General features: G+C 63.1%; 22 protein-coding genes, 2 pseudogenes and 1 riboswitch. Of the genes and pseudogenes, 12 read left to right on the forward strand and 12 right to left on the reverse strand.

The genetic code is table 11. The annotated features are described in order from the left end of the window. Positions 1 to 12: 12 nt before the first annotated feature. Together AC0V8S_RS18640 and AC0V8S_RS18645 are read right to left on the reverse strand one after the other, a co-directional pair. Entirely contained in the window at positions 13 to 867 is an 855-nt protein-coding gene (locus AC0V8S_RS18640) for a MipA/OmpV family protein (RefSeq protein ID WP_475432741.1), read from the reverse strand. Between the two features lie 142 nt (positions 868 to 1,009). Beyond that, positions 1,010 to 1,972 (reverse strand): cupin domain-containing protein, encoded by a 963-nt coding sequence (locus AC0V8S_RS18645; protein WP_475432742.1) that lies wholly within the window; start codon positions 1,970 to 1,972, stop codon positions 1,010 to 1,012. Between the two features lie 213 nt (positions 1,973 to 2,185). Between AC0V8S_RS18645 and AC0V8S_RS18650 the strand changes: the two are divergent. The 4 genes and pseudogenes from AC0V8S_RS18650 to AC0V8S_RS18665 all read left to right on the forward strand — a co-directional run bounded on the left by AC0V8S_RS18650 (position 2,186) and on the right by AC0V8S_RS18665 (position 4,711). Next, a pseudogene (locus tag AC0V8S_RS18650) lies at positions 2,186 to 2,955 on the forward strand (alpha/beta hydrolase). A gap of 148 nt (positions 2,956 to 3,103) precedes the next feature. Next, positions 3,104 to 3,943 (forward strand): alpha/beta fold hydrolase, encoded by an 840-nt coding sequence (locus AC0V8S_RS18655; RefSeq protein ID WP_475432743.1) that lies wholly within the window; start codon positions 3,104 to 3,106, stop codon positions 3,941 to 3,943. A 68-nt stretch (positions 3,944 to 4,011) separates the two neighbouring features. After that, a complete protein-coding gene (locus AC0V8S_RS18660) occupies positions 4,012 to 4,506 on the forward strand; it encodes a DUF302 domain-containing protein (RefSeq protein WP_475432744.1) in 495 nt (164 codons plus the stop codon). 4 nt (positions 4,507 to 4,510) lie between these two features. Then, positions 4,511 to 4,711 carry a glycine cleavage T C-terminal barrel domain-containing protein gene (locus tag AC0V8S_RS18665; RefSeq protein WP_475432745.1) on the forward strand — a complete coding sequence of 67 codons (201 nt, stop codon included), beginning with the start codon at positions 4,511 to 4,513 and terminating at the stop codon, positions 4,709 to 4,711. 36 nt (positions 4,712 to 4,747) lie between these two features. On the opposite strand, the gene AC0V8S_RS18670 is transcribed toward AC0V8S_RS18665, so the two are convergent. The 7 genes and pseudogenes from AC0V8S_RS18670 to AC0V8S_RS18700 all read right to left on the reverse strand — a co-directional run bounded on the left by AC0V8S_RS18670 (position 4,748) and on the right by AC0V8S_RS18700 (position 12,709). Then, positions 4,748 to 7,426 (reverse strand): phosphoenolpyruvate carboxylase, encoded by a 2,679-nt coding sequence (locus tag AC0V8S_RS18670; protein ID WP_475432747.1) that lies wholly within the window; start codon positions 7,424 to 7,426, stop codon positions 4,748 to 4,750. A gap of 91 nt (positions 7,427 to 7,517) precedes the next feature. Then, positions 7,518 to 7,637, reverse strand: a pseudogene (locus AC0V8S_RS18675) (D-glycerate dehydrogenase); the annotation flags it as partial. A gap of 43 nt (positions 7,638 to 7,680) precedes the next feature. Then, complete coding sequence (gene sucD, locus AC0V8S_RS18680; protein WP_096447120.1) at positions 7,681 to 8,580, reverse strand: succinate--CoA ligase subunit alpha; 900 nt, start codon at positions 8,578 to 8,580, stop codon at positions 7,681 to 7,683. A gap of 13 nt (positions 8,581 to 8,593) precedes the next feature. Next, complete coding sequence (locus AC0V8S_RS18685) at positions 8,594 to 9,781, reverse strand: malate--CoA ligase subunit beta (RefSeq protein WP_095204071.1); 1,188 nt, start codon at positions 9,779 to 9,781, stop codon at positions 8,594 to 8,596. Between the two features lie 19 nt (positions 9,782 to 9,800). Then, the gene (locus tag AC0V8S_RS18690; RefSeq protein ID WP_475432748.1) at positions 9,801 to 10,763 is read right to left on the reverse strand and encodes an HpcH/HpaI aldolase/citrate lyase family protein; all 963 of its coding nucleotides are present in this window, start codon (positions 10,761 to 10,763) and stop codon (positions 9,801 to 9,803) included. An 11-nt stretch (positions 10,764 to 10,774) separates the two neighbouring features. Then, complete coding sequence (locus tag AC0V8S_RS18695) at positions 10,775 to 11,965, reverse strand: aminotransferase class V-fold PLP-dependent enzyme (RefSeq protein ID WP_475432749.1); 1,191 nt, start codon at positions 11,963 to 11,965, stop codon at positions 10,775 to 10,777. A gap of 123 nt (positions 11,966 to 12,088) precedes the next feature. Then, the gene (locus AC0V8S_RS18700; RefSeq protein WP_475432750.1) at positions 12,089 to 12,709 is read right to left on the reverse strand and encodes a LuxR C-terminal-related transcriptional regulator; all 621 of its coding nucleotides are present in this window, start codon (positions 12,707 to 12,709) and stop codon (positions 12,089 to 12,091) included. A gap of 424 nt (positions 12,710 to 13,133) precedes the next feature. On the opposite strand from AC0V8S_RS18700, the gene mgtE reads away from it, so the two are divergent. The 3 genes from mgtE to AC0V8S_RS18715 all read left to right on the forward strand — a co-directional run bounded on the left by mgtE (position 13,134) and on the right by AC0V8S_RS18715 (position 16,174). Next, positions 13,134 to 14,546, forward strand: a complete 1,413-nt coding sequence (mgtE, locus tag AC0V8S_RS18705) for a magnesium transporter (protein ID WP_475432751.1) — start codon at positions 13,134 to 13,136, stop codon at positions 14,544 to 14,546. Between the two features lie 188 nt (positions 14,547 to 14,734). Continuing rightward, the gene (locus tag AC0V8S_RS18710; RefSeq protein WP_475438759.1) at positions 14,735 to 15,541 is read left to right on the forward strand and encodes a hypothetical protein; all 807 of its coding nucleotides are present in this window, start codon (positions 14,735 to 14,737) and stop codon (positions 15,539 to 15,541) included. Between the two features lie 246 nt (positions 15,542 to 15,787). Beyond that, the gene (locus AC0V8S_RS18715) at positions 15,788 to 16,174 is read left to right on the forward strand and encodes a MerR family transcriptional regulator (RefSeq protein ID WP_006203215.1); all 387 of its coding nucleotides are present in this window, start codon (positions 15,788 to 15,790) and stop codon (positions 16,172 to 16,174) included. Between the two features lie 6 nt (positions 16,175 to 16,180). Here the strand turns inward: AC0V8S_RS18715 and AC0V8S_RS18720 are convergent, their stop codons facing one another. Together AC0V8S_RS18720 and AC0V8S_RS18725 are read right to left on the reverse strand one after the other, a co-directional pair. Beyond that, the gene (locus AC0V8S_RS18720) at positions 16,181 to 16,657 is read right to left on the reverse strand and encodes a methyltransferase family protein (RefSeq protein ID WP_475432752.1); all 477 of its coding nucleotides are present in this window, start codon (positions 16,655 to 16,657) and stop codon (positions 16,181 to 16,183) included. Continuing rightward, on the reverse strand, positions 16,654 to 17,652 hold the full coding sequence (locus tag AC0V8S_RS18725) for a heparan-alpha-glucosaminide N-acetyltransferase (protein WP_475432753.1): 999 nt from the start codon (positions 17,650 to 17,652) through the stop codon (positions 16,654 to 16,656). Before AC0V8S_RS18725 ends, AC0V8S_RS18720 begins: the two co-directional genes overlap by 4 nt. A 209-nt stretch (positions 17,653 to 17,861) precedes the next feature. On the opposite strand from AC0V8S_RS18725, the gene AC0V8S_RS18730 reads away from it, so the two are divergent. Beyond that, positions 17,862 to 19,055 carry an MFS transporter gene (locus tag AC0V8S_RS18730; RefSeq protein ID WP_475432754.1) on the forward strand — a complete coding sequence of 398 codons (1,194 nt, stop codon included), beginning with the start codon at positions 17,862 to 17,864 and terminating at the stop codon, positions 19,053 to 19,055. 3 nt (positions 19,056 to 19,058) lie between these two features. Here AC0V8S_RS18730 and AC0V8S_RS18735 read toward each other — a convergent pair whose 3' ends face one another. Beyond that, positions 19,059 to 20,228: an aromatic ring-hydroxylating oxygenase subunit alpha gene (locus AC0V8S_RS18735; RefSeq protein ID WP_475432755.1), complete on the reverse strand. Its 1,170-nt coding sequence runs from the start codon at positions 20,226 to 20,228 to the stop codon at positions 19,059 to 19,061. Between the two features lie 131 nt (positions 20,229 to 20,359). Next, positions 20,360 to 20,557, forward strand: a riboswitch (cobalamin riboswitch). Between the two features lie 33 nt (positions 20,558 to 20,590). Here AC0V8S_RS18735 and AC0V8S_RS18740 point away from each other — a divergent pair. Genes AC0V8S_RS18740 through cobO form a run of 4 tightly spaced genes read left to right on the forward strand, consistent with a single transcriptional unit; the run spans position 20,591 to position 22,713 of the window. Next, the gene (locus AC0V8S_RS18740) at positions 20,591 to 20,770 is read left to right on the forward strand and encodes a CbtB domain-containing protein (RefSeq protein ID WP_091575531.1); all 180 of its coding nucleotides are present in this window, start codon (positions 20,591 to 20,593) and stop codon (positions 20,768 to 20,770) included. Positions 20,771 to 20,785: 15 nt separating this feature from the next. After that, entirely contained in the window at positions 20,786 to 21,589 is an 804-nt protein-coding gene (locus AC0V8S_RS18745) for a CbtA family protein (protein WP_095204057.1), read from the forward strand. After that, complete coding sequence (gene cobU, locus AC0V8S_RS18750; RefSeq protein WP_475432756.1) at positions 21,582 to 22,097, forward strand: bifunctional adenosylcobinamide kinase/adenosylcobinamide-phosphate guanylyltransferase; 516 nt, start codon at positions 21,582 to 21,584, stop codon at positions 22,095 to 22,097. The genes AC0V8S_RS18745 and cobU overlap by 8 nt, the downstream gene beginning before the upstream one ends. Position 22,098: 1 nt before the next feature. Beyond that, positions 22,099 to 22,713, forward strand: coding sequence for a cob(I)yrinic acid a,c-diamide adenosyltransferase (gene cobO / locus AC0V8S_RS18755; protein ID WP_475432757.1), 615 nt, complete (start codon positions 22,099 to 22,101; stop codon positions 22,711 to 22,713). The last annotated feature ends 189 nt before the right edge of the window (positions 22,714 to 22,902 follow it).

Below are 22,902 nucleotides of genomic sequence, written 5' to 3' on the forward strand. Positions count from 1 at the left end.
TATGTGTGGGCATCAAAACCGATATCCGACAAGGAGCATGCCCATGGGCTGGACCTTGTCGACAACAACAGGGCTGTCGGCAGCGTCACCCATGAGAATGCCGACCCCCGCCTGGCCGCGCACCATCCAGTTGCGATTGAGCATATATGTGGCGGAAATCGAAAAATCGGCGCGCTTCAACCCCGCGCCGGCATCATACTGGGCCAACCCCGAGCGGGCCGATTGTTCTGGCGTGACGCCGAAGTAGGCCTGCATGTATTTTTCGTCGGCGAAGACGACCGATGCGCCGGCGCCGACCACCAATGACTGGGATAGCGGCCGGGTCACCTCGATGCCGAGCGTGCCCTCCAGGCCGTCGCTGCCGCCGATGGTCTTGTCCAGTTGCGCGTAGATTTCCGCCGGGCCGAATTTCACCGCCGCCTTGGCGCCGACGACCGCGCCCATGTCCACATCCCCCAGGCCGCGCAGACGGTCGGCATCGTCCTCCTTGCGGCCCATGTCGTAGCCAAGCCGCGCACTGAGTTTGAACGGCCCGTGTTCGTAGACGGCGACGTTGGCGCCCGTCGGATCGATTCTCACCGTGTCGAGGAATGTCGCCGATATGAAAGGCACCGGCATGACCTTGAACTCGTTGCTGCCCTCATATTTGGGGACAATGATGGCGCCGCCGCCCAGGACGACATGCCAGTCGGCCAGTTTCTGTTCGAAACGCCCGAAACGCGATGGATCGGGAGGCGGGGTCAAATCCTCAGTATCGACGGCAATGGCGTCCGCCGCCAGCACGATCTCAGAATGCGTTGAAAACAGGATTACCATCGCCGCGAGAGAGGCCCGGCCGGCGAAGAGCCCAGAAACCATTTTGTACATGCATGCTCCAGAGCAGCGAGGCAGTAAGAGCCCCCCGATGCTCGGACTATTTCAGGCGAAGATGGCTGCATGCGTGAAGTGATGTTAAGTTTTGTTGCGCAATCTTGGCCCGATCTTGTCGCCCGGCGACAAGATCGGGAGGTCAATCGACGACTTCTGCTTCCAGAGCGCCACCTTGCCCTCGGCCACCGTCAGAGCGGCGAAATGCTCGATAACGGCCAGGCGATAGGCCGTGATGTCGATGGAACAGCTTCGAAAACGCGGCCGCGGTCTCATAGCCGACACGGGTCGCAATCCGTGCAATCCCCTCGTCGCTTGTTTCGAGCAGAAATGCGGCCTCCGACATCCGGCGTGAGATCAGATAACGGTACATGGGCTCGCCAACGAGCTTGGTGAAGCGAGCCGAAAACGCCGACCGACCAAGCCCCACGCTTTGCCCGAGGTCGCCAAGCGTCCAGGGCCGATCCGGTCGTTCGTGGATCAACTGAAGGGCCGGCCCTATGTGCGGGTCCGCCATCGCTCCCAGCCACCCGCCTTCTCCGGGGCCGAGCGACTTGATCCAGCTTCGCAACACCTCGACGAAGAGCACTTCAGTCAGACGTGAGAGCGCGACGCCTTGTCCGGGACGCTCGAACGCCGCCTCGCTCACCATGCGTTGCAGAATCGCCTCGAGCCATCCTCCGTCTTCCGTCGGCTTCAGGAGAAGCAGGGGTGGAAGCAATTCCAAAACGCTGCCGCGCGACGGCCGCGCCACAGTGAAATTACCACAGATCATCGTCGCGAGCGGCTGCGCGCCGCCTCCGTGACGAATGAGGCCAAGACGCCCGGCCAGCCGATCAATGTCGACAATCGGCAACGGCTCCGTCCGGCTATCCGAGTAGATTACATGGGGCTCGCCACGCGTGACGACCACAAAGTCGCCCTCGCTCATGTGGAGTTCTCGTCCCTTTTCGAGCGCGAGGGTAGCCGAGCCACGGCTGAGATAGTGGAACAGGGCGTAGGGGCGTTTTGGCAACGCGACATTCCAGGGATGGCCGAGTTCGAAGTGGAACAGCAAGGTTCCGCCAAGGCGAACGCGATCGAGCACTTCAGCGAGGATGTCCATCTTTCCGATGTTAGTACGACGGACGGTCAGACACAATATTCGGACGATTGAGGCCTAACGTCCAAAGACTCCACGTACTAGTTGATCGCAAGTCGAGCCAACAGGTCGCGCGGCAACCATCACCCGAACGGCGGATGGAAGAACCGCGACTTTTGCCGACACGCCTGCCCTTCCTCGGACCCACGTCGTCTGTCATCTCAACAGGAGCAACCAATGCGAAATCTTCTACTCTCTGTCGCCACCGTCCTCATGGCCGGAGCAACAGTCGCGGCCCCCGCCCAATCAGCTCAACTGCCCAAGGGGGCGGCTCACAATATCGTGCTCGTCCATGGCGCTTTCGTCGACCAGACGAGCTGGAAGCCGGTTGCCGATATCCTCACGAAGAAGGGCTACAACGTAACGCTCGTCGAAAACCCGCTCACCTCCCTCGCAGCGGACGTCGATGCCACCAAACAGGCGCTCGCCAAACAGAACGGCAAGACCGTTCTTGTTGGCCACTCCTGGGGCGGTGTGGTCATCACGCAAGCAGGTGACGATCCCAACGTCTCGGCGCTCGTCTACGTCTCCGCATTCGCGCCCGACGTGGGAGAATCTCTGGCGAGCTTAGCCAAGAGCGGTCCGGCAACCGAAGGCGCCGCGGCGATTCACCCGACGAAAAGGGCGACCTCTACATCGATCCCAAAGTGTTTCCTTCGGCAGTCGCGGCCGACCTTCCTCCGGAGATCGCCGAATCCCTGGCAAACCATCAGCTCCCGTTGAACCACACGGCGTTCGAGGCTCCCGTCGACGAGGCAGCCTGGCGCGACAAGCCGTCGTTCTATGTGATCAGCACGAAGGACAAGGTCATCGCACCCGAGGTCCAGAAAATCTTCGCCAACAGGATGAAGGCGCAGACGACGGAGGTCGCCGGCAGCCATGCCTCCCTGGTCGTCCACGCGAAGGAAGTCGCCGCGGTGATTGAAAAGGCCGCGCTCGTGAAGTGACGATACCGCTCCCGGCACTTTCGTGCCGGGAGCAACACCGTGCGAGGCGGACCACGGAATGCCTTGGGCCGCGAGCGGCTCAGACCGAGCCAAAACCGCACCAGCTACTCTCACTCAATTGTTTGATGCCAAGCATCTGGAGGATGACATGACTGAACTCGACACTCTAGAAGCGGCGCCAACCCGTTACATCGAAGGCGACGGAATCCGCTTCGCCTATCGCCGCCTCGGCCCATCGGCCGGAACGGCGCTTGTTCTCCTGCAGCATTTCTCGGGTAACATCGACGCTTGGGACCCCGCCGTCGTGAATGCCCTGGCCGCCGATCGGCCGGTGATCGTTTTCGACAACGCCGGGGTCGGCCGCTCGACAGGCCAAACGCCGGACAATATCGCGGCGATGGCCCGAGACGCGATCGCCTTTATCAACCTGCTCGGCCTCTCCGAAGTCGACCTTCTGGGCTTTTCCCTCGGCGGCTGTGTCGCCCAGCAGATCGCTGCCGAGCACGGACGGCTGGTGCGCAAGCTCATCCTCGTCGGCACCGCTCCGAAAGGCGGAGAGGAGCACCTATTGGCGGTTCTGCAGGACGCGTTTTCCCAAACCGAGGCGCCGGACGTTCGCCTGCCGCTGTTCTTCACGAAGTCGTCCGCCAGCCAGTCGGCCGGCCGAGCGTTTCTGAAGCGGGCGAAGGTGCGTAAGGAAGATCGGGATACCGATAACGGCTGCACGGTGACGGATCCACAGGCCAAGGCGCTTATTACCTGGTGCGCCACACCAGATCCCGAGCACGCCCTTCTGCGCGCCATCCATCAGCCCGCCCTTGTGGTCAGCGGCAGCCACGACACCATGCTGCCGGCGGACAACGCCTACGCAATGTTCAAGGCTCTAAGCAACGCCCAGCTGGTCCTCTATCCCGATTCCGGCCACGGCGCCCTGTTTCAGTACCACGAATTGTTTGTCAGCCACGTCCGGACCTTCCTGGAAGGGTAATCGGTGCTTGCACAATCGCGGCGCGCTCGGTCGCACCTTTATTCATGAGAGCTGTTGCGGAGAAAGAAATGACAATCGCAAAGGTCGAGGTTGAGCGTTTCAGCCTGACGTGTTCCAAACCATTCGACGCCGTTGTGGCCGCGCTCAAGTCGGCGGTCGGGCAACCTGACATGGTCGAGTTTTTCAAGGCGACGAGGGCTGCAAATTCCTTTCCGGAATTGGAGCGCGTTGTACAAAGCGGCCTCGGCCGCACAGGTCTCATGCTCTTCGCGGAATTCGACCTGGGCGCCATTCTGCGCCGGGAAACTGGAGCCGACACTCCAAGAAGCATGCGATTCCTGGTGGGCAATCCACTCATCATGAAAGAAATGGTCAAGCACGTTCCCGATGCTGGATCTTACGCTCCAGTCACAGTCCTTGTTGATGAACGTTCCGATGGCGTGCATGTCTCCTACGACAAAATGGAGAGTTGTCTGCTCCCTTATGGCAGTTTGGAGGCTCTTGCCGTCGCTCGCGATCTTGATGCGAAAATCACAAGCTTGTTACGCGAATGCGCGCACTAAGTTCATGATGACGCTGCAGGCGGCAGGTTACTCCCACGCGTTTGGCCATGACATAGCATTGGCGCTGCCGCCGCTGGGGCTTGGCACGCCCGGCACGGCTCTGGAGGTTTCAATTCTCGGCGAGCGGCGCCCGGCAAGGGTGATTGCCGATCGCCGCCTCTCCCTCGTGCGCCAGCCCTTTGCCGCCGAAAGCGATGCGCTGTAGGTGCCTTGAACGACCACGGCTTGGCAAAAACCGAGCCTATCCCGTCCACCCAAGGCCGGCCGAGATGCAATTGATCGATACGAGCAGAGCGTCGGTGGCCTGCTTTTGATCCGCCGTGCCGGTGTTTGTCCGAACTTCACGCAACAGATCGACCTGCAGCCGGTGAATGTCATCCATCTGTCGCCGCAGATTGTCGAAGCGCCGCTTGAACATCGGAAAGCGCGCGGAAAGATCGCCTCCCGTGAGGTCACCGATCAGGCGCCGCGTCAGCTCGTATTCGGCGGCGATGCGGGCGTAGATCCGCCGAGCCGCATCGCTGTCGGACACCAGGCGGGCGTAGAGCTGAGCGATCTCCATGTCGGACTGGTAAAGCGTCTTTTCCGCCTCGTCGACGATCAGGCGGAAGAAGCGCGAGTGCTCGAACATGCGCGCCAAAAGCTCGCGCCCGGCCTCGCCGCGCACCGTGACGAAAGCGCTGAGCGCGCTGCCGATGCCATACCAGCCGGTCAACAGATGACGGTTCTGGCTCCAGGCGAACACCCATGGAATGGCGCGCAGGTCGGCAATGCCGCTGGCGCCGAAACGACGCTCCGGCCGTGAACCCATTTTCAGGAGCGTCAGTTCCGCGACCGGGCTCGCCTGGTTGAAATAGTCGAGGAAGCCAGGCTCAGCCATCAGCCCGGCATAGGATGCCTGCGACATGCCTGCCAGCGCTTCCAGCGCTTCATTGAACTCCGGCGTTTCCTTCGCCTCGACATCACCGGGCGATCCGACGCTGTGGGCCAGCACGCCGGCGGCGAGAATCTCGAGCTGGTTGAGCCCGGTGCCGCGATTGGCGAATTTCGACGATACGACCTCGCCCTGCTCGGTCACCCGCATGGTTCCGGCGACAGTGCCTTCGGGTTGCGCCGCGATCGCCCGGCCGGTCGGCGCGCCGCCACGGCTGACAGAGCCGCCGCGACCGTGGAAGAAACTGATCCTGACCTTGTGCTTGTGCCCGACGACAGCGAGGCGCTTTTGTGCTTTTGCCAGTTCCCAATTGGACGCGAGGAAACCGCCGTCCTTGTTGGAATCTGAATAGCCAAGCATGATTTCCTGGCGCGCGCCGAAATCTCGCACCGTCCGCCTCACCAGCGAAACGCCGAGCAAATCATTCAGGATGCCAGGGGCGGCCTGTAGATCAGCGATGGTCTCGAACAATGGCACGATCCGCAGCCTGATTGTGCCGCCACCGGGCGTTGAAAGTCCGCAATATTGCGCCAGCAGATAGACCGCGAGAAGATCGTCGGCCGAGCGGGTCATGCTGAGGACGAAAGAGCCGACAGCGTCGGCATCCAAGCCGGAGGTGTGGTCGCGGATGACAGAGAATGTCGAAAGCAGTTCACCTGCTTCAGGCGAGAGCCGGCCTGCGTCGATCTCCAGCTGCTCGCCCTGGCTGACGGCTGCGCGAATGCGCGCCGACCATTGCGGCGTGCCAGCCGCGACCGGATCGGCGGGATTTGTCAGCGCAAACAACTCGGCCAGCACCCGGTTGACCACCGTGGAGTTCTGCCGGATGTCGAGCGAGACCGTACGGAAGCCGAAGCTTCCGACTTGCCAGAGCAGAGGCTGGACGAAACGCTTGGCTACCGCGCGGCCTCCGATCGCTTCGAGAACACAAGACAGGCCGTTCAGATCAGCACGAAGCGCCTCTGCCGAGTGGTACGCCGCCGTACCGCCATTTCGCGTGGCCTCCAGCCGGGCAAGCAAGGCCGAAGCGAACTGGCGAAGCGGTTCGTCAGGGTTGCGGGCGGCGATCAGGTGCGCCTGTCCGCTTTTATCAAGCGCGGTTTGCAGCACCGGTTTGAAGTTGGCCGGCAGAGCGACAACATTCGAGCTGGCGCTGAGCACCGTCACCAGCCGCTGCACCTGCGTCAGATACCAGCCCATGGCGGTATCGCGGTATTCGGTCATGGCATGGGCGGTGACCGCGGCCGTCACATTGGGATTGCCATCGCGATCGCCGCCGATCCACGAGGCATAGCGCATGAAGGAGGGAATTCTGATCGGCTCTCCCGGATAGTGACGCTCGAAGGCGCCTTGAAGCTTGCCATAGAGCTGCGGCGTTGCCTCGAAGATGACTTCGCGAAAGAAATGCAGCCCCCAGGCGATTTCGCGTTCGACAGTCGGGCGCTCAAGTCGCAACTCGCCCGTCATCCACAGAAGCTCGATCTCGCTTTCCAGATCGGCGATCAACAGGTCGCGTTCGCGCGGCGCCCAGCGCGGCTGATCAAGCTCGGTCAGCTTGCGATAGATGCGGCGGTGGATCTCCAGCACCGTGACGCGTTTGGCCTCGGTCGGGTGCGCGGTCATGGTCGGGCCGACGCAAAGCTCATTGAGCGTCGCCTGGACTTCCTGCGCTGAGTGGCCGTTGGCCGCCATCTGCGCGATAACGCTGGCGAAGGAGCCCGGCACTTCGTCGACACCCGCGCCTTGTTCGAGTTCGCGACGCGCCCGCATGGCAAGCAACTCGTCTGCAATCGCCAGCAACTGGAACCATACGCCGCTCGCCTGAAGCGCCGGGATGCGCTGCTCCGCGGCGAGGGAGACAAGCGACTTGCGTCCGGTCAGAACGGCGGCGATCTCGGGCTCACGCGCGCTTGCGACCTGCAGCAACAGGCGCAACAAGAGGCTGCGCTCGTCCTCGCGAAAGTTGATGCGTCTGCTCTGTTCCAAACTGCTTTCCTGATCTGTCCGCATCGATTGCTGCTATTGCCCGCCCTGAATCGAGGGCGGCGCCGGTTGTCAGGCGACCCGATCGCGGACCGAAGAAGGCCGTAGGGTTCACCACCACCTTCATGCCCATCGCCACCCGCGTTTCCTCGGCCGCACTGCCGAGATGCGGCAACAGCACGACGTCCTCCAGCGGCTTCAGTGCCGCTGGAACAGACTTCACGTCTTGCGCTATGCGGCCTTCGCTCGGTCGGCCATCACGCCGCCTTCTTCATCCGCGCCAGCGTATCGGCCACGACCTCGCCGAAGGACGACGGCGTCGGTACGATGACGACACCGGCCTCTTTCAGGATCTCGACCTTTTCCTGCGCCGACTCGCCGAAGGCCGATATGATGGCGCCGGCATGGCCCATGCGGCGGCCTTTCGGGGCGGAGAGACCGGCAATGTAGGCGATCAGCGGCTTGCGCATATTGTCGCGCGCCCAGATCGCGGCTTCGGCTTCCTGCGGTCCGCCGATCTCGCCGATCATCACCACGGCGTCGGTCTCGTCGTCCTGCTCGAACAGCTTCAGCATGTCCTTGAAGGAGGAGCCGTTGATCGGGTCGCCGCCGATGCCGACGCTGGTCGACACGCCGATGCCGAGCGCCTTCATCTGCGAGGCGGCCTCGTAGCCGAGCGTGCCGGAGCGGCCGACGATGCCGACGCGGCCGGGCAGGTAGATGCTGCCCGGCATGATGCCCATCAGCGCCTGTCCCGGCGTGATGACGCCAGCGCAGTTCGGCCCGATCAGCCGCATGCGGTCTTCGTAGCGGTAGCGCAGCATGTAGCGTTTGACCTGCATCATGTCCTGCGAGGGGATGCCGTCGGTGATGCAGACACAGAGTTTTATGCCCGCATCCGCCGCCTCCATGATCGAATCGGCGGCAAAGGGCGGCGGCACGAAGACGATGCTCGCCTCGGCTCGGGTCTCGCGCACCGCGCCCTTGACCGTGTTGAAGACAGGCAGGCCGAGATGCTTCTGGCCGCCCTTGCCGGGTGTGACGCCGCCGACCAGCTTGGTGCCGTAGCGTTTCATGTCCTCGGCGTGAAAGCTGCCGATCTTGCCGGTGAAACCCTGGACGATGACCCGGGTGCTGCGGTTGAGCAGAATTGCCATTTTTCGACCTCCCTCAGGCTGCTTTTTTCTTCTTGGCGGCCGCGCGCCAGGCGGCGACGGCTTTTTCGGCGGCTTCGGCCAGCGTGTCGGCAACGATCACCGCCTCGCCGGAATCGGCCAGGATGCGGCGGCCTTCCTCGGCCTTGGTGCCGGAAAGGCGTACCACCAGCGGTACGTTGACGCCGACTTCGCGGATCGCCTTGATCACGCCTTCGGCGACCCAGTCGCAGCGGTTGATGCCGGCAAAGATGTTGACCAGGATGGTCTCGACATTCTTGTCGCCGAGCACGGCGCGGAAGGATTTCGCCACCCGCTCGGGCGAGGCGCCGCCGCCAATGTCGAGGAAGTTGGCCGGTTCGCCGCCGGCGATCTTGATCATGTCCATCGTCGCCATGGCGAGACCCGCGCCATTGATGATGCAGCCGATATTGCCGTCGAGGCCGACATAGGAGAGGCCGCGGTCGCTGGCGAAGGTTTCGCGCGGGTCTTCCTGGCTTTTGTCGCGCAGCTCGGAAATTTCCGGGCGGCGGAACAGCGCGTTCTCGTCGAACGACATCTTGGCGTCGAGCGCGATCAGATTGCCGTCGCGCGTCACCACCAGCGGATTGATCTCCAGCATCGAGGCGTCGTAGTCGCGGAACACCTGGTAGCAGCTGAAGATGGTCTCGGTCGCCTTGCCGATCAGATTGTGGTCGAGGCCGAGCCCGAAGGCGATCTCGCGGGCCTGGAAACGCTGCATGCCGACGCCGGGATCGACCGATGTGCGCAGGATGGAATTGGGTTCTTTCTCGACAATGTCCTCGATCTCCATGCCACCGGCGGCCGATGCCACGATCATGACGCGCTCTTCCTTGCGGTCGAGCACGAAGCCGACATAGAGCTCCTGCGCGATGTCGACAGCTTCCTCGAGATAAAGACGCGAAATCAGCTTGCCGCGCGGGCCGGTCTGCTGGGTCACCAGCTTGCGCCCAAGCATCGCTTCGGCGGCGTTGGAGATCTCCTCGTCATTGGCGCAGAGCTTGATGCCGCCGGCCTTGCCGCGGGCGCCGGAGTGCACCTGCGCCTTCAAGACCCATTTGCTGCCGCCGATCTCGCGCGCCCTGTAGGTGGCCTGCTCGGGGCTGTAGGCCAGCCCGCCGCGCGGCACATGTACGCCGTGGCGGGCGAGCAGTTCCTTGGCCTGATATTCGTGGATGTCCATTGTCGTCCTCCCGTAACTTTCAATGCGTCGCGATGCGGATCTGGCCGGCGCGTTCGATGGCCTCGTTGACCACCAGAACGTTGCGCGCCATGCGTTCCGACGCGGCGTCGATCATCTTGCCGTCGAGTGCGGCCGCTCCCTTGCCCTGCGCCTCGGCCTCCTTCAGCACTTCGAGAATGCGCCTGGCGCGCGTGACCTCTTTTTCCGGCGGCGAGAAGACGTCGTTGGCAAGCGCGATCTGCGAAGGGTGGATCGCCCATTTGCCTTCGATGCCGAGGGCCGCGGCGCGCCTGGCGCCGGCGATATAGCCCTCCGGATCGGAGAAATCGCCGAACGGCCCGTCAATGGCGCGCAGGCCGTAGGCGCGGCAGGCAACCGTCATCCGCGACAGCGCGAAATGCCACTGGTCGCCGGGATAGTCGGGGTTGAGGCCGCCAATATTGACGGTGCGTGCCTTGCAGCTCGCCGCATAGTCGGCGACGCCGAAATGCATGGCTTCCAGCCGGCCGGGCGTCGCGGCAATCGCCTCGACATTGGCCATGCCGAGCGCGGTCTCGATCAGCGCTTCGAGGCCGACACGGGTCTTGTAACCCTTGGCCATCTCGATCTGGTTGACCATGGCCTCGACCATATAGAGATCGGCCGGGACGCCGACTTTCGGCACCAGTATGGTGTCCAGCCGATCGCCGGCCTGTTCCATGACGTCGACCACGTCGCGGTACATGTAGTGGGTGTCGAGCCCGTTGATGCGCACCGACACGGTCTTGCCCTTGGCGCGCCAGTCGATGTCGTTCAGCGCCTGGATGATGTTCTTGCGGGCGCGTTCCTTGTCGGGCGGCGCGACCGCGTCCTCGATGTCGAGGAAGACGAAGTCGGCGGCGCTGTTCGCCGCCTTGTCGATCATCTCCGGGCTGGAGCCCGGAACGGCCAGCTCGCTGCGTTGCAGGCGGAGTTTCTTGAGGTGGTTGATGGTGTGGCTCATCGTCGGCTCCCTCAGGCGGCTTCGGCGACCGGCACGGCGGCCGAGGCGCGGAAATGCTGGATGGCGGCGCCGACGCCGGAACCCGGCGCCAGCCTGACGCCACAATCGAGCAGCGCCATTTCGGCTGCGGACAGGGAGGAGAGCACCATCACCTCGTTCAGCCAGCCGAGATGGCCGATCCGGAAGACCTTGCCCATCACCTTGTTGAGACCGCCGCCGAGCGAGGTCTGGTAGGTGCGGTAGGCGCGCTTGACGACGTCGCCGCTGTCGATGCCTTCCGGCACCAGGATGGCGCTGACCGTGTCGGAATGCCATTTCGGCGCCTTGGCGCAGAGTTTCAGGCCCCAGGCGTCGACCGCCTTGCGCACGCCTTCGGCCAGGCGATGATGGCGGGCGAAGATGTTGTCCAAGCCTTCCTCGGCAATCAGGTCAAGCGAGGCGCGCAGGCCGCGCAGCAGCTGCGTCGCCGGCGTGTAGGGGAAATAGCCGGCATCGTTGGCGCGGATCATGTCCTCGAAGGAGAAGAAACAGCGCCTGTGGGTGGCGGTCCGTGAAGCGACAAGCGCCTTCTTGCTGACCGAGAGGAAGCCGAGGCCGGCGGGCAGCATGAAACCTTTCTGCGAGCCGCTGACGGCGCAGTCGACGCCCCATTCTTCCTGGCGGAAATCGATCGAGCCGATCGACGACACGCCGTCGACGAAGAGCAGGGCAGGGTGGTTTGCATCATCGAGCGCGGCGCGGCAGCCGGCAACGTCGCTGGTCACACCGGTCGCCGTCTCGTTCTGCGTGCAGAAGACGGCCTTGATGCGGTGCGTCTTGTCCGCCTTCAGCCGCTCGGCATAGAGCTCGAGCGGCACGCCGGTGCCCCATTCGCAATCGATGACGTCGACCTCGAAGCCGAGGCGCTCGGCCATGTCGACCCACAGATGCGAGAACTGGCCGAAGCGCGACATCAGCACGCGGTCGCCGGGGCTGAGCACGTTGGTCATCGCCGCTTCCCAGGCGCCGGTGCCCGACGAGGGGTAGATGAAGACGCGGCCGGTCTCGTTCTTGAAGGCTTTTTTGATGTCCTCGAACAGCGGCAAGGTGAGATCGGGGAAGGATGCGGCGCGCATGTCCTCCATCGGCAGGTTCATCGCCTGCCGAACCTGTTCGGGAATGTTGGTCGGTCCGGGAATGAAAAGATGGGTGAAACCGGCCATGATGCGAACTCCTCCTGATCCAGCAAAGCGGTGGGGGGAGTTTCGTTTCGACGGCTAAAGCCAACAACACCTTGCCGGGTAACATCTCGCCGCGCGCGGGTGGGGCGAGCCTACCCGGTTGGCCTACCCGAAAGGCTGCTTCTGGGTACGCCTCTCGCGCGCGTAGAGCGCGACGGCCATCGCCCGGTTGCGGACGTCGAGCTTGTCGTAGAGATTCTTGAGGTGGTACTTCACTGTATTCTCGGAAATGCCGGTCCGCGTGGCGATCTGCAGATTTGTCCAGCCGTCGGAAAGCACCGCCAGCAGCTCGCGCTCACGCACCGTGAGCTGTGCCAGCGGCGTGTCGTTGACCTTGTTGATGTCGATATAGGGGATGCAGATGCGGCCATGCGCGACCGCCAGGATGGTGTCGAAGATGATCGCCGGATCGTCGAACTGGAAACAGTAGCCCTGCGCTCCGAGCCGCACGCATTGCTTCAGGATGCCGATGTCGTGGTCGTTGGAAAAGACGGTAATGCGGACATCGAGCTTGCGGCTCTGAACCTCGGCCAGCACATCGGCGCCGTCCATGTCGGAAAGCTTCCAGCCGATGATGGCGACGTCGAACCCGCCCTTGATAGCCAGATCGAGGAATTGCTTGCCGCTTTGCACGGTGCTCAACAAGTCGAAGCGGCCGTCGCATTCGAGCATTTCGCGCAGCGCCGATATGACGAACGGATTGCGCTCGGCGACGACAATGCGCATGCGCCGGTCGCCAATTGCCTTGCTCGTTTTCCCGGGCTTGCTGTTCAAGGGCCGTTTTTGTCCTGGGCTGGTGGTGCCGCAACTCCGAGGTCAGGTTTCAGGCCTGGACCCGTATCATGACAATTCTGCCCCAACCGCGCTGGGGTGCTCTTTCCCCAGCGACATCGGCTGTCGCGCCGTCTGAAGCCGGGATTGGCTGGTTTTTGATGGGAGAGGCATTGCCAGTCAGGCATCCGCGATACGCTCGCCGGGGTGGCGTGGAACACGCGTTTCGTTTGATATTCCGTGCCTTAGAGCGATAAGTTCTCAAATCGAATCGCGCCTGCATGCGAGATGCATCGGATTTCCGCGAAACCGATTTCCGCTTTAAGGTCCGATGCTCTAGACCTGAGACACAATTTTTCCGGGATGGCGGGAGGCGCTGGTGGAGGACAAGCAGACGATCTCCGCCAAGGCGGCTGACGACGCCCACGCCGACATCTATGGCGAGGACGGTGCAGTCCTTTCGTCCTTCCTTGCCCTGATCGGGGCTGCGATCGCCGACCGCGATACGTCGGCCCTCAAGCATGAGGTCGACCATCTCCACCAGTCGGAACTCGGCGATCTGATCGAGGCGCTGCATCCCGAACAGCGGCGGGCCCTGGTCGAGCTGCTGGGCGCCGATTTCGACTTTTCCGCGCTGACCGAGGTCGACGAGGCGATCCGCATGGAGATCGTCGACAATCTGCCCAATGCGCAGATCGCGCAGGCGGTGCAGGCACTCGATTCCGACGATGCGGTCTACATTCTCGAAGACCTCGAAAAGGAAGACCAGGACGAGATCCTGTCGCAACTGCCGTTCACAGAACGGATCAGGCTGCGCCGCTCGCTCGACTATCCGGAAGAGACCGCCGGGCGGCGCATGCAGACCGAGTTCGTCGCGGTGCCGCCGTTCTGGACCATCGGCCAGACCATCGACTATATGCGCGAGGACAAGAACCTGCCTGAGCGTTTCAGCCAGATCTTCGTCATCGACCCGACCTTCAAACTGCTCGGCGCCATCGATCTCGACCAGATCCTGCGCACCAAGCGCACGGTCAAGGTCGGAGAGATCATGCACGAGACGCGGCACGCCATTCCGGCGACGATGGACCAGGAAGAAGCGGCGCGCGAATTCGAACAGTACGACCTCTTGTCGGCCGCCGTCGTCGACGAGAACGAGCACCTGGTCGGCGTGCTGACCATCGACGATGTCGTCGACGTCATCCAGCAGGAGGCCGAGGAAGATCTGCTGCGCATGGGCGGCGTCGGCGACGAAGAGCTTTCCGACAGCATTTTTTCGACCTCGCGCTCGCGCGTTCCCTGGCTGCTGATCAATCTCTTGACGGCATTCCTGGCGGCGTCGGTGATCAGCCTGTTCGACCGCACGATCGAGCACATCGTGGCGCTTGCGGTGCTGATGCCGATCGTCGCCGGCATGGGCGGCAATGCCGGTTCGCAGACCATGACCGTGACCGTGCGGGCGCTAGCGACCAAGGATATCGACATCTACAATGCCGGCCGCATCATCCGTCGCGAGATGGGCGTCGGCTTCATCAACGGCGTCGTCTTCGCCATCCTGATCGGCATTGTCGCGGCGGCCTGGTTCCGCGATCCCAATCTGGGCGGCATCATCGCGGCGGCGATGATCATCAACATGTTTGTCGCCGCCTTGGCCGGCATCCTGATCCCGCTGCTGCTCGACCGCTTCAAGATCGACCCGGCGGTGGCTTCTGCCGTCTTCGTCACCACGGTCACCGACGTCGTCGGCTTCTTCGCCTTCCTCGGCCTGGCAACCTGGTGGTTCGGCGTCGCGTGAAGGCATAGGCCTCTCTGGGGCACGGAAACTTGTGGTCCGCCGGGCAGGCGGACGATATATGCTTCTGCCTCCGCCAAAATACTGCCCAAGATGGACGGTGTGGCCGGCGGTCCGTGAAATGCCGGATAAATGCACCCACCGTATTTGAATTGAATGATCTGCGTGTCGATTGGCAACAAGGAGGCGCGATGATGCGTGCGGTATCCTTCCGACTTATGACTGCACTGATCTTCGGGATGTTCGCTGTCTGCCCGGCGGCGGCGGATTCCGCCTATTCACAAGCTGATATTTTGCAAGGGCTTAAGTCGGTCGCACTGTTCAATGCGGACTACATGGTGTTGCTGCGCCAGCAGGAACTCGCCTGCGCCAAGGCTTCCACGACCAACGATGCGAACTGGGCGCGCGAACGTCAGACGTTTGTTTCCGAGGCGCTGCGCAGCGGCTTCGATCGCGCGACGATCGAGGCGATCGACGCGCGCCTCGCCGGTGGCGATACTCTAAAAGCCGGCCAGACATGCCCCAGCGCGGGAACGCCACGGCCTTGGACCGACTTTGCCCGGACCGTGTTCACGGACGCGTCAAACGGACTGGCTCTTACGGCGTATACGTTTCCGTTAAAACCGCGGACGCTAGATCAACTGGACCAGATCAAAGCACTTGTTCGCGAAAAAGAGCCGATGCGCATAAGGACGGAGCGATGCTTTCAGGCGATCGCACCCGCGATGTTTGCCCTATCTTGGACAAACGGGATCGCCGAGAACATCACTGTGCTGAAGATGATGGCGGACGCCGGCTTTCCGACTTCCGAAATCGCAGACGTTGCCGAAATCCTGGATTTGAAGACGTTCCTGGTCGTTCCGACCAAAGCCGAGGCGGCAAGTATGGTTGACAGTTGCAAGGCCGACACCGGCTGGCAAGAGGATTATACCGTGCGGTTTGACCTGCGGCCACTGGAGCACGGCGTTGCGAAAATCCTCTATGAAGTCCCACAATAATGTCTTCTCACATGCCGCGGCGGCAGGACCAGTGAGTCCACCCTCCAGGCGGATGTTTCCGACTTAGCCTCACGCACGTTAAGCCGATGCGATTGCCCTGGGGTGTGGGCCCCGCTCAATTGACTTTTACGTAAATGCCGTGCGAGGCTTGCACGGGGGCCATGTCGATTCCGGCGGGCAAGGGTTTGGTTCGGGACAGAAGGCGACGCCGCGTGGCGTTGCCCAGGCTTCCGGCATGGAGCGACAATGCGGGAATATTATTCGATCACCGAACTGACCCGCGAATTCGACGTGTCGACGCGGACGCTGCGCTTCTATGAGGATGAGGGGCTGGTGCAACCGGTGCGGCGCGGCCGCACGCGGCTGTTTCGTCCGTCCGACCGCCATCTCATCCGGCAGATCATGCGCGGCAAAAGGCTCGGCTTCTCGATCAACGAAATCCGCGAAATCATCCAGATGTACAAGGAGCCGCCCGGCGAGGTTGGCCAGCTCAAGCTGATGATCAAGCGCATCGAGGAAAAGCGCGAGGACCTGCGCCAGAAACGTCGCGACCTCGAGGAGACGCTGGCCGAGCTCGACCAGGCTGAGGAATCCTGCGTGGAGCGGCTGGTGGAGCTTGGCGTCAACACGTAACGCTGTTCAAATCCAGCGCCGCACGCGTTTGGCGTAGTCGCGGTATTTCTTGCCGAACTTCGCCGCCAGCACCTTTTCCTCGCCCTCGATCGCGACCTTCTGCGTGATGAAGGCGGCGATGAACGCCAGCGGCAGGAACCAGACGATCCCCGAGACAAAGGCGACGCCGATCAACAGCAGCGTGTTGGCGAGATACATCGGGTTGCGGGTGATGCCGAAAGGACCTGTGGTGATGAGGTGATCCGGCACTGCGTTGGGGTTAAGCGTTGTCCTGGCCCTGATCATGGTACGGATGGCAGTGAACCAGAGTGCCGCGACGCCGAACAGTGCCACCCAGCCGGCGGCGAACAGGAGGTCGCCGAGAAGGTCGCCGATCCAGGGCAGGGGATAGAAAAGACCGAGGGCGACGCTGATGGCGATGGCGGTGATATAGATCACCGGCGGCCACGGTATCACCCCGGGCTTCGGCTGGGGTTCGGTCATTGCGTTCCTCCCTCGTCCATCTTGTCCTCGGTCTGGGCCGTGCAGCTGGCGGCCAGATCGCCCAGATGCGCCCGGAATTCCGCACTCTGGTCGTTGTTCTCAAGCCGATCAAGCGTGGCCTCGCCCTCGATCGTCGTCAGCATGCAACTGCAATAGCTGGTGCAGAAGGTTGCGTTGCGCGTCTGCTCGCATGAGCGCTGGCAGGTTTTCAGGAAATTGACTTGCGGGGTTTCGACCTGGGCGGGCATGACTTGCGAAAACAGCCAGACGCAGCCGATCAGCAACGGCTGGTGGATCACGTAGAAGGCGAGGCTGTGGCGGCCGATGAAGAGCAGCGGATTGGCCCAGCGGCCGGGCGCAAGGCTCGCCAGACGCGCTCGCAGGCCGGAGGCGGAAGTGAGTTTCGCCACGCCGATGCCGATAAGCACCGCGCCGAACCATGGAAACAGCGGCACATAGTCGTTGGATCGTGGATTGGTCGCCGATAGGCCGATCCACCATAGCCAGGGATGGTCCAGGGCCTCGAAGCGCAGATAGACGGGCGCAGCGATCACGAGCGCGGCAACGACAAGCGTCAGCAGGGCCGGCAGCCACAGGAAGGCGAGGCCGAGCAGGCTGGCGAGCGCGATCTCGTGCAGGATGCCGAAGAAGATGAATCCGTCCGGCGTCGCGATGCGGGTGACCACCGAAATGGCGACCGCGGCACCGGCAACCATTGCAAAGCGCTTCCAAAAACCGTTCCAGCGGATTTGCTGGCCGTGAGCCAGGTACAGGCTGACGCCGACCAGGAACAGGAAAGTCGAGGCGATGCAGCGTGCGTAGATCTTCCACCAGCCAAAAGCGGTGAGGCCTGGATCGGTGTAGCCGAAGAATTCCAGATCCCAGGTGAAATGGTAGCTCGCCATGGCCAGCAGCGCGATGCCGCGCACAATGTCGATGGCGACGATGCGCTTTGATGGCTCCGGAACGGGTGCGGTCGGCGTATGGATGGTCATGGTCTCGCGATCTGATTCAGCCCCGCCTGAGGACTATCACGGTTGGACGGGACAGAAGAAGGCCGGGGCATCGGATCAAGCGCCGCTTTAGGCCAGAGCCGGGAAGCCTTTGACCGGTTTCGCTTTTCGCCGGTTACACGTCGGTTTCCTCTTAATCGTCCGGGAACGACCACGGCAGATTTGGCCGGTGATTCTGCTTTGGGGAAGCAATGTCCACCCATGTCCGCCATCCGATCTGGCTTCCGGCCCTCAAGGCCGCGGATGCGCGCACCTTCGCCTCGCTCTACGCGGTCGAATCCTTCGCCCGCGCCACGGTGTCGAGTGTCATCCCGATCCAGGCCTACGAGATTCTGCACAATGAGCAGATCGTCTCGATCCTCTACACCATCGTGGCGCTGCTCGGCCTGTCCGTGACCTTGTTCATGCCGATGCTGATCCGCCGCTTTGCCCGGCGCTGGGTCTACACGGCAGGCGCCTGCCTCCTTGCAATAGGCTCGCTGTTCTTCGTTACCCACACGCTGGCCGGGCAACTGGCCGGCATGCTGTGCCGTGTGATGGGCGCTAGTGCGCTCTCGATCACGCTCAACCTCTACATCATGGACCACATCCGCAAGACCGACTTCATGCAGGCCGAATCGCTGCGCATGGCGTGGTCGATGCTCGCCTGGACCGGCGGGCCGACGCTCGGCATCTTCCTCTACACGCGCTTCGGCATCTATGCCGCGCATGGTGCGGTGGCGGTCTTCGCGCTGGCTCCGCTGTTCTGGACCTATCGGCTTGGCGACAACCCGTCGATCCGGCCCGGCAAGACACGGCCGGCCAATCCGCTCGCCAATATCGGCCGCTTCGTCGCGCAGCCCAGATTGAGGCTTGCCTGGCTGATCGCCTTCGGCCGCTCCTGCTTCTGGACGACGTTCTTCGTCTACGGGCCGCTGTTCATGGTGATCACAGGCGAGGGCAAGCTGGCGGGCGGCCTGCTGGTTTCGGCCGGCAACGCGCTGCTGTTCATGGCGATCTTCTGGGGCAAGGCGGGCAAGCGCTTTGGCGGCCGGCGCACCACGACATTTGCCTATTTCGCCATGTCGGCAATGCTTCTTGCGGCAGGCACGGTCGGCGAGAGCGTGCCGTTGCTCACCGGCGCTTTCCTGCTGTGCGGCGCCTTCTTCACCATCGCGCTCGACGCGCTGGGCTCGACTGCCTTCATGCGCTCGGTGCGCTCCTATGAGCGGGCGCAGATGGCGGCGGTCTACCGCACCTATCTCGATTTTTCCGAACTGACGCCGCCGCTGGTCTATTCGGTGGTGCTGGCCTTCTTCGGACTGGGCTCGGTGTTCGTCACGCTCGGCCTGCTGGCGGCGGTTTGCGGTTTTGTCACGTGGCGATATCTGCCAAAGTCTCTGTGAGGATCAGGCAGAAAGCGCCGCGTGCTGCTCGCGCACCCAGTTGTGGAAGCGGTGCAGGTCGTACTCCTCGGGCATCAGCACGCCGGCTGTGTGACGCATCGAACGCAGGCCTCTCTGATTGACCTCGCAGATCGCCGCATCCTCTTCCAGCACCTGCGTGCCAAAGGCGACGATGTTGTCGATGTCGGTCACGGCGAGGGCCTCGGGCGCGAACAGCCATTCGGCGACAAGCTCCGTCTGTTCGGGACCGAGCGGCACAAGGCGCACGGTCCTGACATAGTCGACATGGCCGACGATGAACATCGACGGCAGGCTGGTGGCGTAGGTCTGGCCGGCGGTGCGTTCGGCTGGTGTCAGCCCGGAGAAGACCGGCCCATGCGCCTGGCCATCGCACGACCAGGTTTCGGCCCCGGCGCGCAGGCCGCCGGAAAATTCCGGCGCGTCATTGTCGGCGTGGCGCGTCCATTCGGGATCGTCATGCCGGCTCATCAGGCCGCGGCCATAGATCGGCACCAGCCGCGACAGGTCCTTGTGCACGCCCGGGCAGTGCAGGCACTCGTTGAAGTTTTCCCAAAAGATCTTCCAGTTGCAGTGCATCACCTTGCGCAGCACATGGCCTGATACCAGCGTTTCCAGCGGCCAGTTACCGAGATTGCCGGAGGCAGGGTCGAAGGATGCCTGGGCGGAGCCCGCCGCATATTCCTGCAGATTGATGAAGACGAAGCCGCGCCACACCGAGAGCGCGACGCGGTAGAGCGGATGGTCGGCCTTGTCGAAGCCGTCCGGCAGCGATTTCGACGGAACGCGCACGAGGTCGCCGCGCAGCGAATAGGACCAGGCATGATAGGGGCACGTGATCAGCCTGGTCTTCAGCCGGCCCTCGCTCTCCTGGCACAGCTGCGAGCCACGATGCCGGCAGGTGTTGTGGAAGGCGCGCAGCGCGCCGGTGTCGTCGCGCAGCACGAGGATGTCCTGCGTGCCGATGCGGAATCGGCGGAAGGCAAGCGGCTGGGCGAGATCGGCCTCGCGGCAGACGAGCAGCCAGTTTTTGTACCAGATGGCATCGAGATCCCGCTGATAGGCTGCTTCATCCCAATAGGCCGATGAAGGCAGCGTCGGTTCGGCCTGGGTCAGGCCGTTGTAGGGGGCGCGCTCGCTGGCAATGGGCTGCATGGCTGGCTTCCAGTGAAGATGCCAGCCGACACCCGGCCAGGAGAATTGTCAATTGTCGCGCCTCGCGACGGCATGGCGCAATCGCGCTGTTTGCCGGCGGAATTTGGTTTGCCGCGTGTCGTGATTTTCCCTATAGTCATGCAGTCGTCGGTTCCGTTTTGGAGCCAAGAGGGAATGCGGTGCGGGCGAAATTCTTGCCCAATGCCGTGGCTGCCCCCGCAACTGTGTGCGGTAGTCCTCTCCATATGCCACTGAAGATTCGTCTTCGGGAAGGTGGAGAAGGGCGCTGATCCGCGAGCCAGGAGACCTGCCGACGACGGCAAAACTGACAGGCCCTCGGGTGGAGGGTGAAAGGACAAGATATGAATACCGCTTCCGTCTCCCTCGGCGCCTCCGTCTCCTCGCAGTCGCGCTTCATGCAGCTGGCGCTCGCTGCGTTTCTCGGCATTTTCGTGATGGGCTTTGTCGGCTTTTCGCATATCGATGCGGTCCACAATGCGGCTCACGACTATCGCCATTCGATGGCGTTTCCCTGCCACTGACCAGGATCTGACATCATGAACCTGTTTCGCAACGTCGTGTTCATCGCGGCGATCGCAGGGCTCGTGGCCGGCGTCATCCTCGCCTGCATGCAGGCCTATGCCACTGTGCCGCTGATCCTGAAGGCGGAAGTCTACGAACAGGCCGGCGGCGGCCATAAGCACGACCATGCCGCGGCCCCGGCCGCGGCGGATACCACTGCCATGAGTACGGCCGCCCCGGCGGGGAATGCCATGAGCACTGCGGCGCCGGCCCCGGCTGAAGTGACTGCTCCGGCGAAAGACGAGGGTTGGGCGCCGGCAGACGGTTTCGAGCGTTTCGCCTTCAGCGTGCTTGCCAATATCGTCACCGGCATCGGCTTCGCGCTGATCCTGGTCGCGGTTTCGGAATTCGCCGGCGGCATCGGCAATTGGCGCCAGGGCGTATTCTGGGGCCTGGCCGGCTTTGCCGTGTTCACGCTGGCGCCTGGTCTCGGCCTACCGCCGGAACTGCCGGCCATGCCGGCGGCCGATCTCTTGCCGCGCCAGATCTGGTGGTGGGCAACGGTGGCGGCAACCGCGGCTGGTCTCGGCCTGATCGCGTTCCGCAAGTCACTGCCGCTCGCCATCCTTGCCGTGGCGCTGATCGTTGCCCCGCACATCGTCGGCGCGCCACAGCCCGACAGCTTCGAGACGGCGATTCCGGAAGGGTTGCATCACCAGTTCGTGGTGGCGGTGACGGTGACCAACCTGGTGTTCTGGCTGGTGCTCGGCGCCGTCGTCGGCGTGGTGCGCGGACGCTTCACCGGCACCGCGACCAGCCTGCGCGACAGCTTTGCCTGATCGCAACAAGCTGACGTTCATCATCGGCGGCGCGCGCTCCGGCAAGAGCGCGCATGCCGAAACCCTGGCGACGGCGTTGCCGTCACCATGGGCCTATATCGCCACGGCTGAGGCCTACGACAGCGAAATGCGCGAGCGCATCGCGCTGCACCGCTCGCGGCGCGGCGAGGGCTGGATGACTATCGACGCACCGCTCGATCTCGCCGGCGCGCTCGAGGCCTTGCCCGACAACCAGCCGGTGCTGGTCGACTGCCTGACACTGTGGCTGACCAATCACATGCTGGCCGATCACGACGTTGGAGCCGAATGCCAGCGGCTGGCGGATGTGCTGTCGCGGCCACGCGGGCCCTGGTTCGTGGTGTCCAACGAAGTCGGGCAAGGCATCGTGCCGGACAATGCCTTGGCGCGCCGTTTTCGCGATGATGCCGGAAGGCTCAACCAGCAGGTCGCGGCGATCGCCGATACGGTGCTGCTGATGGTGGCGGGGCTGCCGCTCAAGGTGAAATGACATGACCGACATCGACGATAAGGACGAGGAACGCCATCGCACCAAGATGGCCAAGCGCAAGGCGGTGCAGGACGCCGAGGTGGCCAGCAAAACGGTCGAGAAGGGGCTGCTCATCGTCAACACCGGCCCGGGTAAGGGCAAGACCACGGCCGCCTTCGGCCTGGCGCTCAGAATGCTCGGCTATGGCAAGCGCGTCGGCGTCGTCCAGTTCATCAAGGGCAAGTGGCACACCGGCGAGAAGGATGCGTTTGCTGCCTTCGGCGACCGCGTCGTCTGGCATGCAATGGGCGAGGGTTTTACCTGGGAGACGCAGGATCTGAAGCGCGACATCGCGGCGGCCGAGGCTGCCTGGGCCAAGGCGCTGGAGTTGATCGCCGATCCGTCGATCAGCCTAGTCGTGCTCGACGAGCTCAACATCGCGCTGCGCTACGACTATCTCGATCTCGAAAAGGTGGTTGCGGCGCTGAAAGCGCGGCGCGAAGGCCTGCATGTCGTCGTCACCGGCCGCAACGCCAAGCCGGCGCTGGTCGAGGCCGCTGATCTGGTCACCGAGATGGGCGTGACCAAGCACCATTTTTCGGCGGGCGTGAAAGCGCAGCAGGGGATCGAGTTTTGAGATCTGTTGTCCCCTTTGTGGGTAAGCGTTCAAGTCAGGTCGCCAAACGCTCCCAGCGGGGCTCCCTTCCTTTCCCTCCGGAGGGGGGAAAGGTGGCGCTGCGAAGCAGCGACGGATTGGGGGAAGGCGGTTATCGAACGCGCGGTCTCAGACAGGCAAGCGCGACCCGGCGGGTGCGAAAACGCGACT

It is taken from the genome of Mesorhizobium oxytropidicola (genome assembly GCF_056174625.1).

Coding starts and splice junctions, on each gene's coding strand:
- AC0V8S_RS18640 (WP_475432741.1), bottom strand. CDS start 867: ATGTACAAAATGGTTTCTGGGCTCTTCGCCGGCCGGGCCTCTCTCGCG.
- AC0V8S_RS18645 (WP_475432742.1), bottom strand. CDS start 1,972: ATGGACATCCTCGCTGAAGTGCTCGATCGCGTTCGCCTTGGCGGAACC.
- AC0V8S_RS18655 (WP_475432743.1), top strand. CDS start 3,104: ATGACTGAACTCGACACTCTAGAAGCGGCGCCAACCCGTTACATCGAA.
- AC0V8S_RS18660 (WP_475432744.1), top strand. CDS start 4,012: ATGACAATCGCAAAGGTCGAGGTTGAGCGTTTCAGCCTGACGTGTTCC.
- AC0V8S_RS18665 (WP_475432745.1), top strand. CDS start 4,511: ATGATGACGCTGCAGGCGGCAGGTTACTCCCACGCGTTTGGCCATGAC.
- sucD (WP_096447120.1), bottom strand. CDS start 8,580: ATGGCAATTCTGCTCAACCGCAGCACCCGGGTCATCGTCCAGGGTTTC.
- AC0V8S_RS18685 (WP_095204071.1), bottom strand. CDS start 9,781: ATGGACATCCACGAATATCAGGCCAAGGAACTGCTCGCCCGCCACGGC.
- AC0V8S_RS18690 (WP_475432748.1), bottom strand. CDS start 10,763: ATGAGCCACACCATCAACCACCTCAAGAAACTCCGCCTGCAACGCAGC.
- AC0V8S_RS18695 (WP_475432749.1), bottom strand. CDS start 11,965: ATGGCCGGTTTCACCCATCTTTTCATTCCCGGACCGACCAACATTCCC.
- AC0V8S_RS18700 (WP_475432750.1), bottom strand. CDS start 12,709: ATGCGCATTGTCGTCGCCGAGCGCAATCCGTTCGTCATATCGGCGCTG.
- AC0V8S_RS18710 (WP_475438759.1), top strand. CDS start 14,735: ATGATGCGTGCGGTATCCTTCCGACTTATGACTGCACTGATCTTCGGG.
- AC0V8S_RS18715 (WP_006203215.1), top strand. CDS start 15,788: ATGCGGGAATATTATTCGATCACCGAACTGACCCGCGAATTCGACGTG.
- AC0V8S_RS18720 (WP_475432752.1), bottom strand. CDS start 16,657: ATGACCGAACCCCAGCCGAAGCCCGGGGTGATACCGTGGCCGCCGGTG.
- AC0V8S_RS18725 (WP_475432753.1), bottom strand. CDS start 17,652: ATGACCATCCATACGCCGACCGCACCCGTTCCGGAGCCATCAAAGCGC.
- AC0V8S_RS18730 (WP_475432754.1), top strand. CDS start 17,862: ATGTCCACCCATGTCCGCCATCCGATCTGGCTTCCGGCCCTCAAGGCC.
- AC0V8S_RS18735 (WP_475432755.1), bottom strand. CDS start 20,228: ATGCAGCCCATTGCCAGCGAGCGCGCCCCCTACAACGGCCTGACCCAG.
- AC0V8S_RS18740 (WP_091575531.1), top strand. CDS start 20,591: ATGAATACCGCTTCCGTCTCCCTCGGCGCCTCCGTCTCCTCGCAGTCG.
- AC0V8S_RS18745 (WP_095204057.1), top strand. CDS start 20,786: ATGAACCTGTTTCGCAACGTCGTGTTCATCGCGGCGATCGCAGGGCTC.
- cobO (WP_475432757.1), top strand. CDS start 22,099: ATGACCGACATCGACGATAAGGACGAGGAACGCCATCGCACCAAGATG.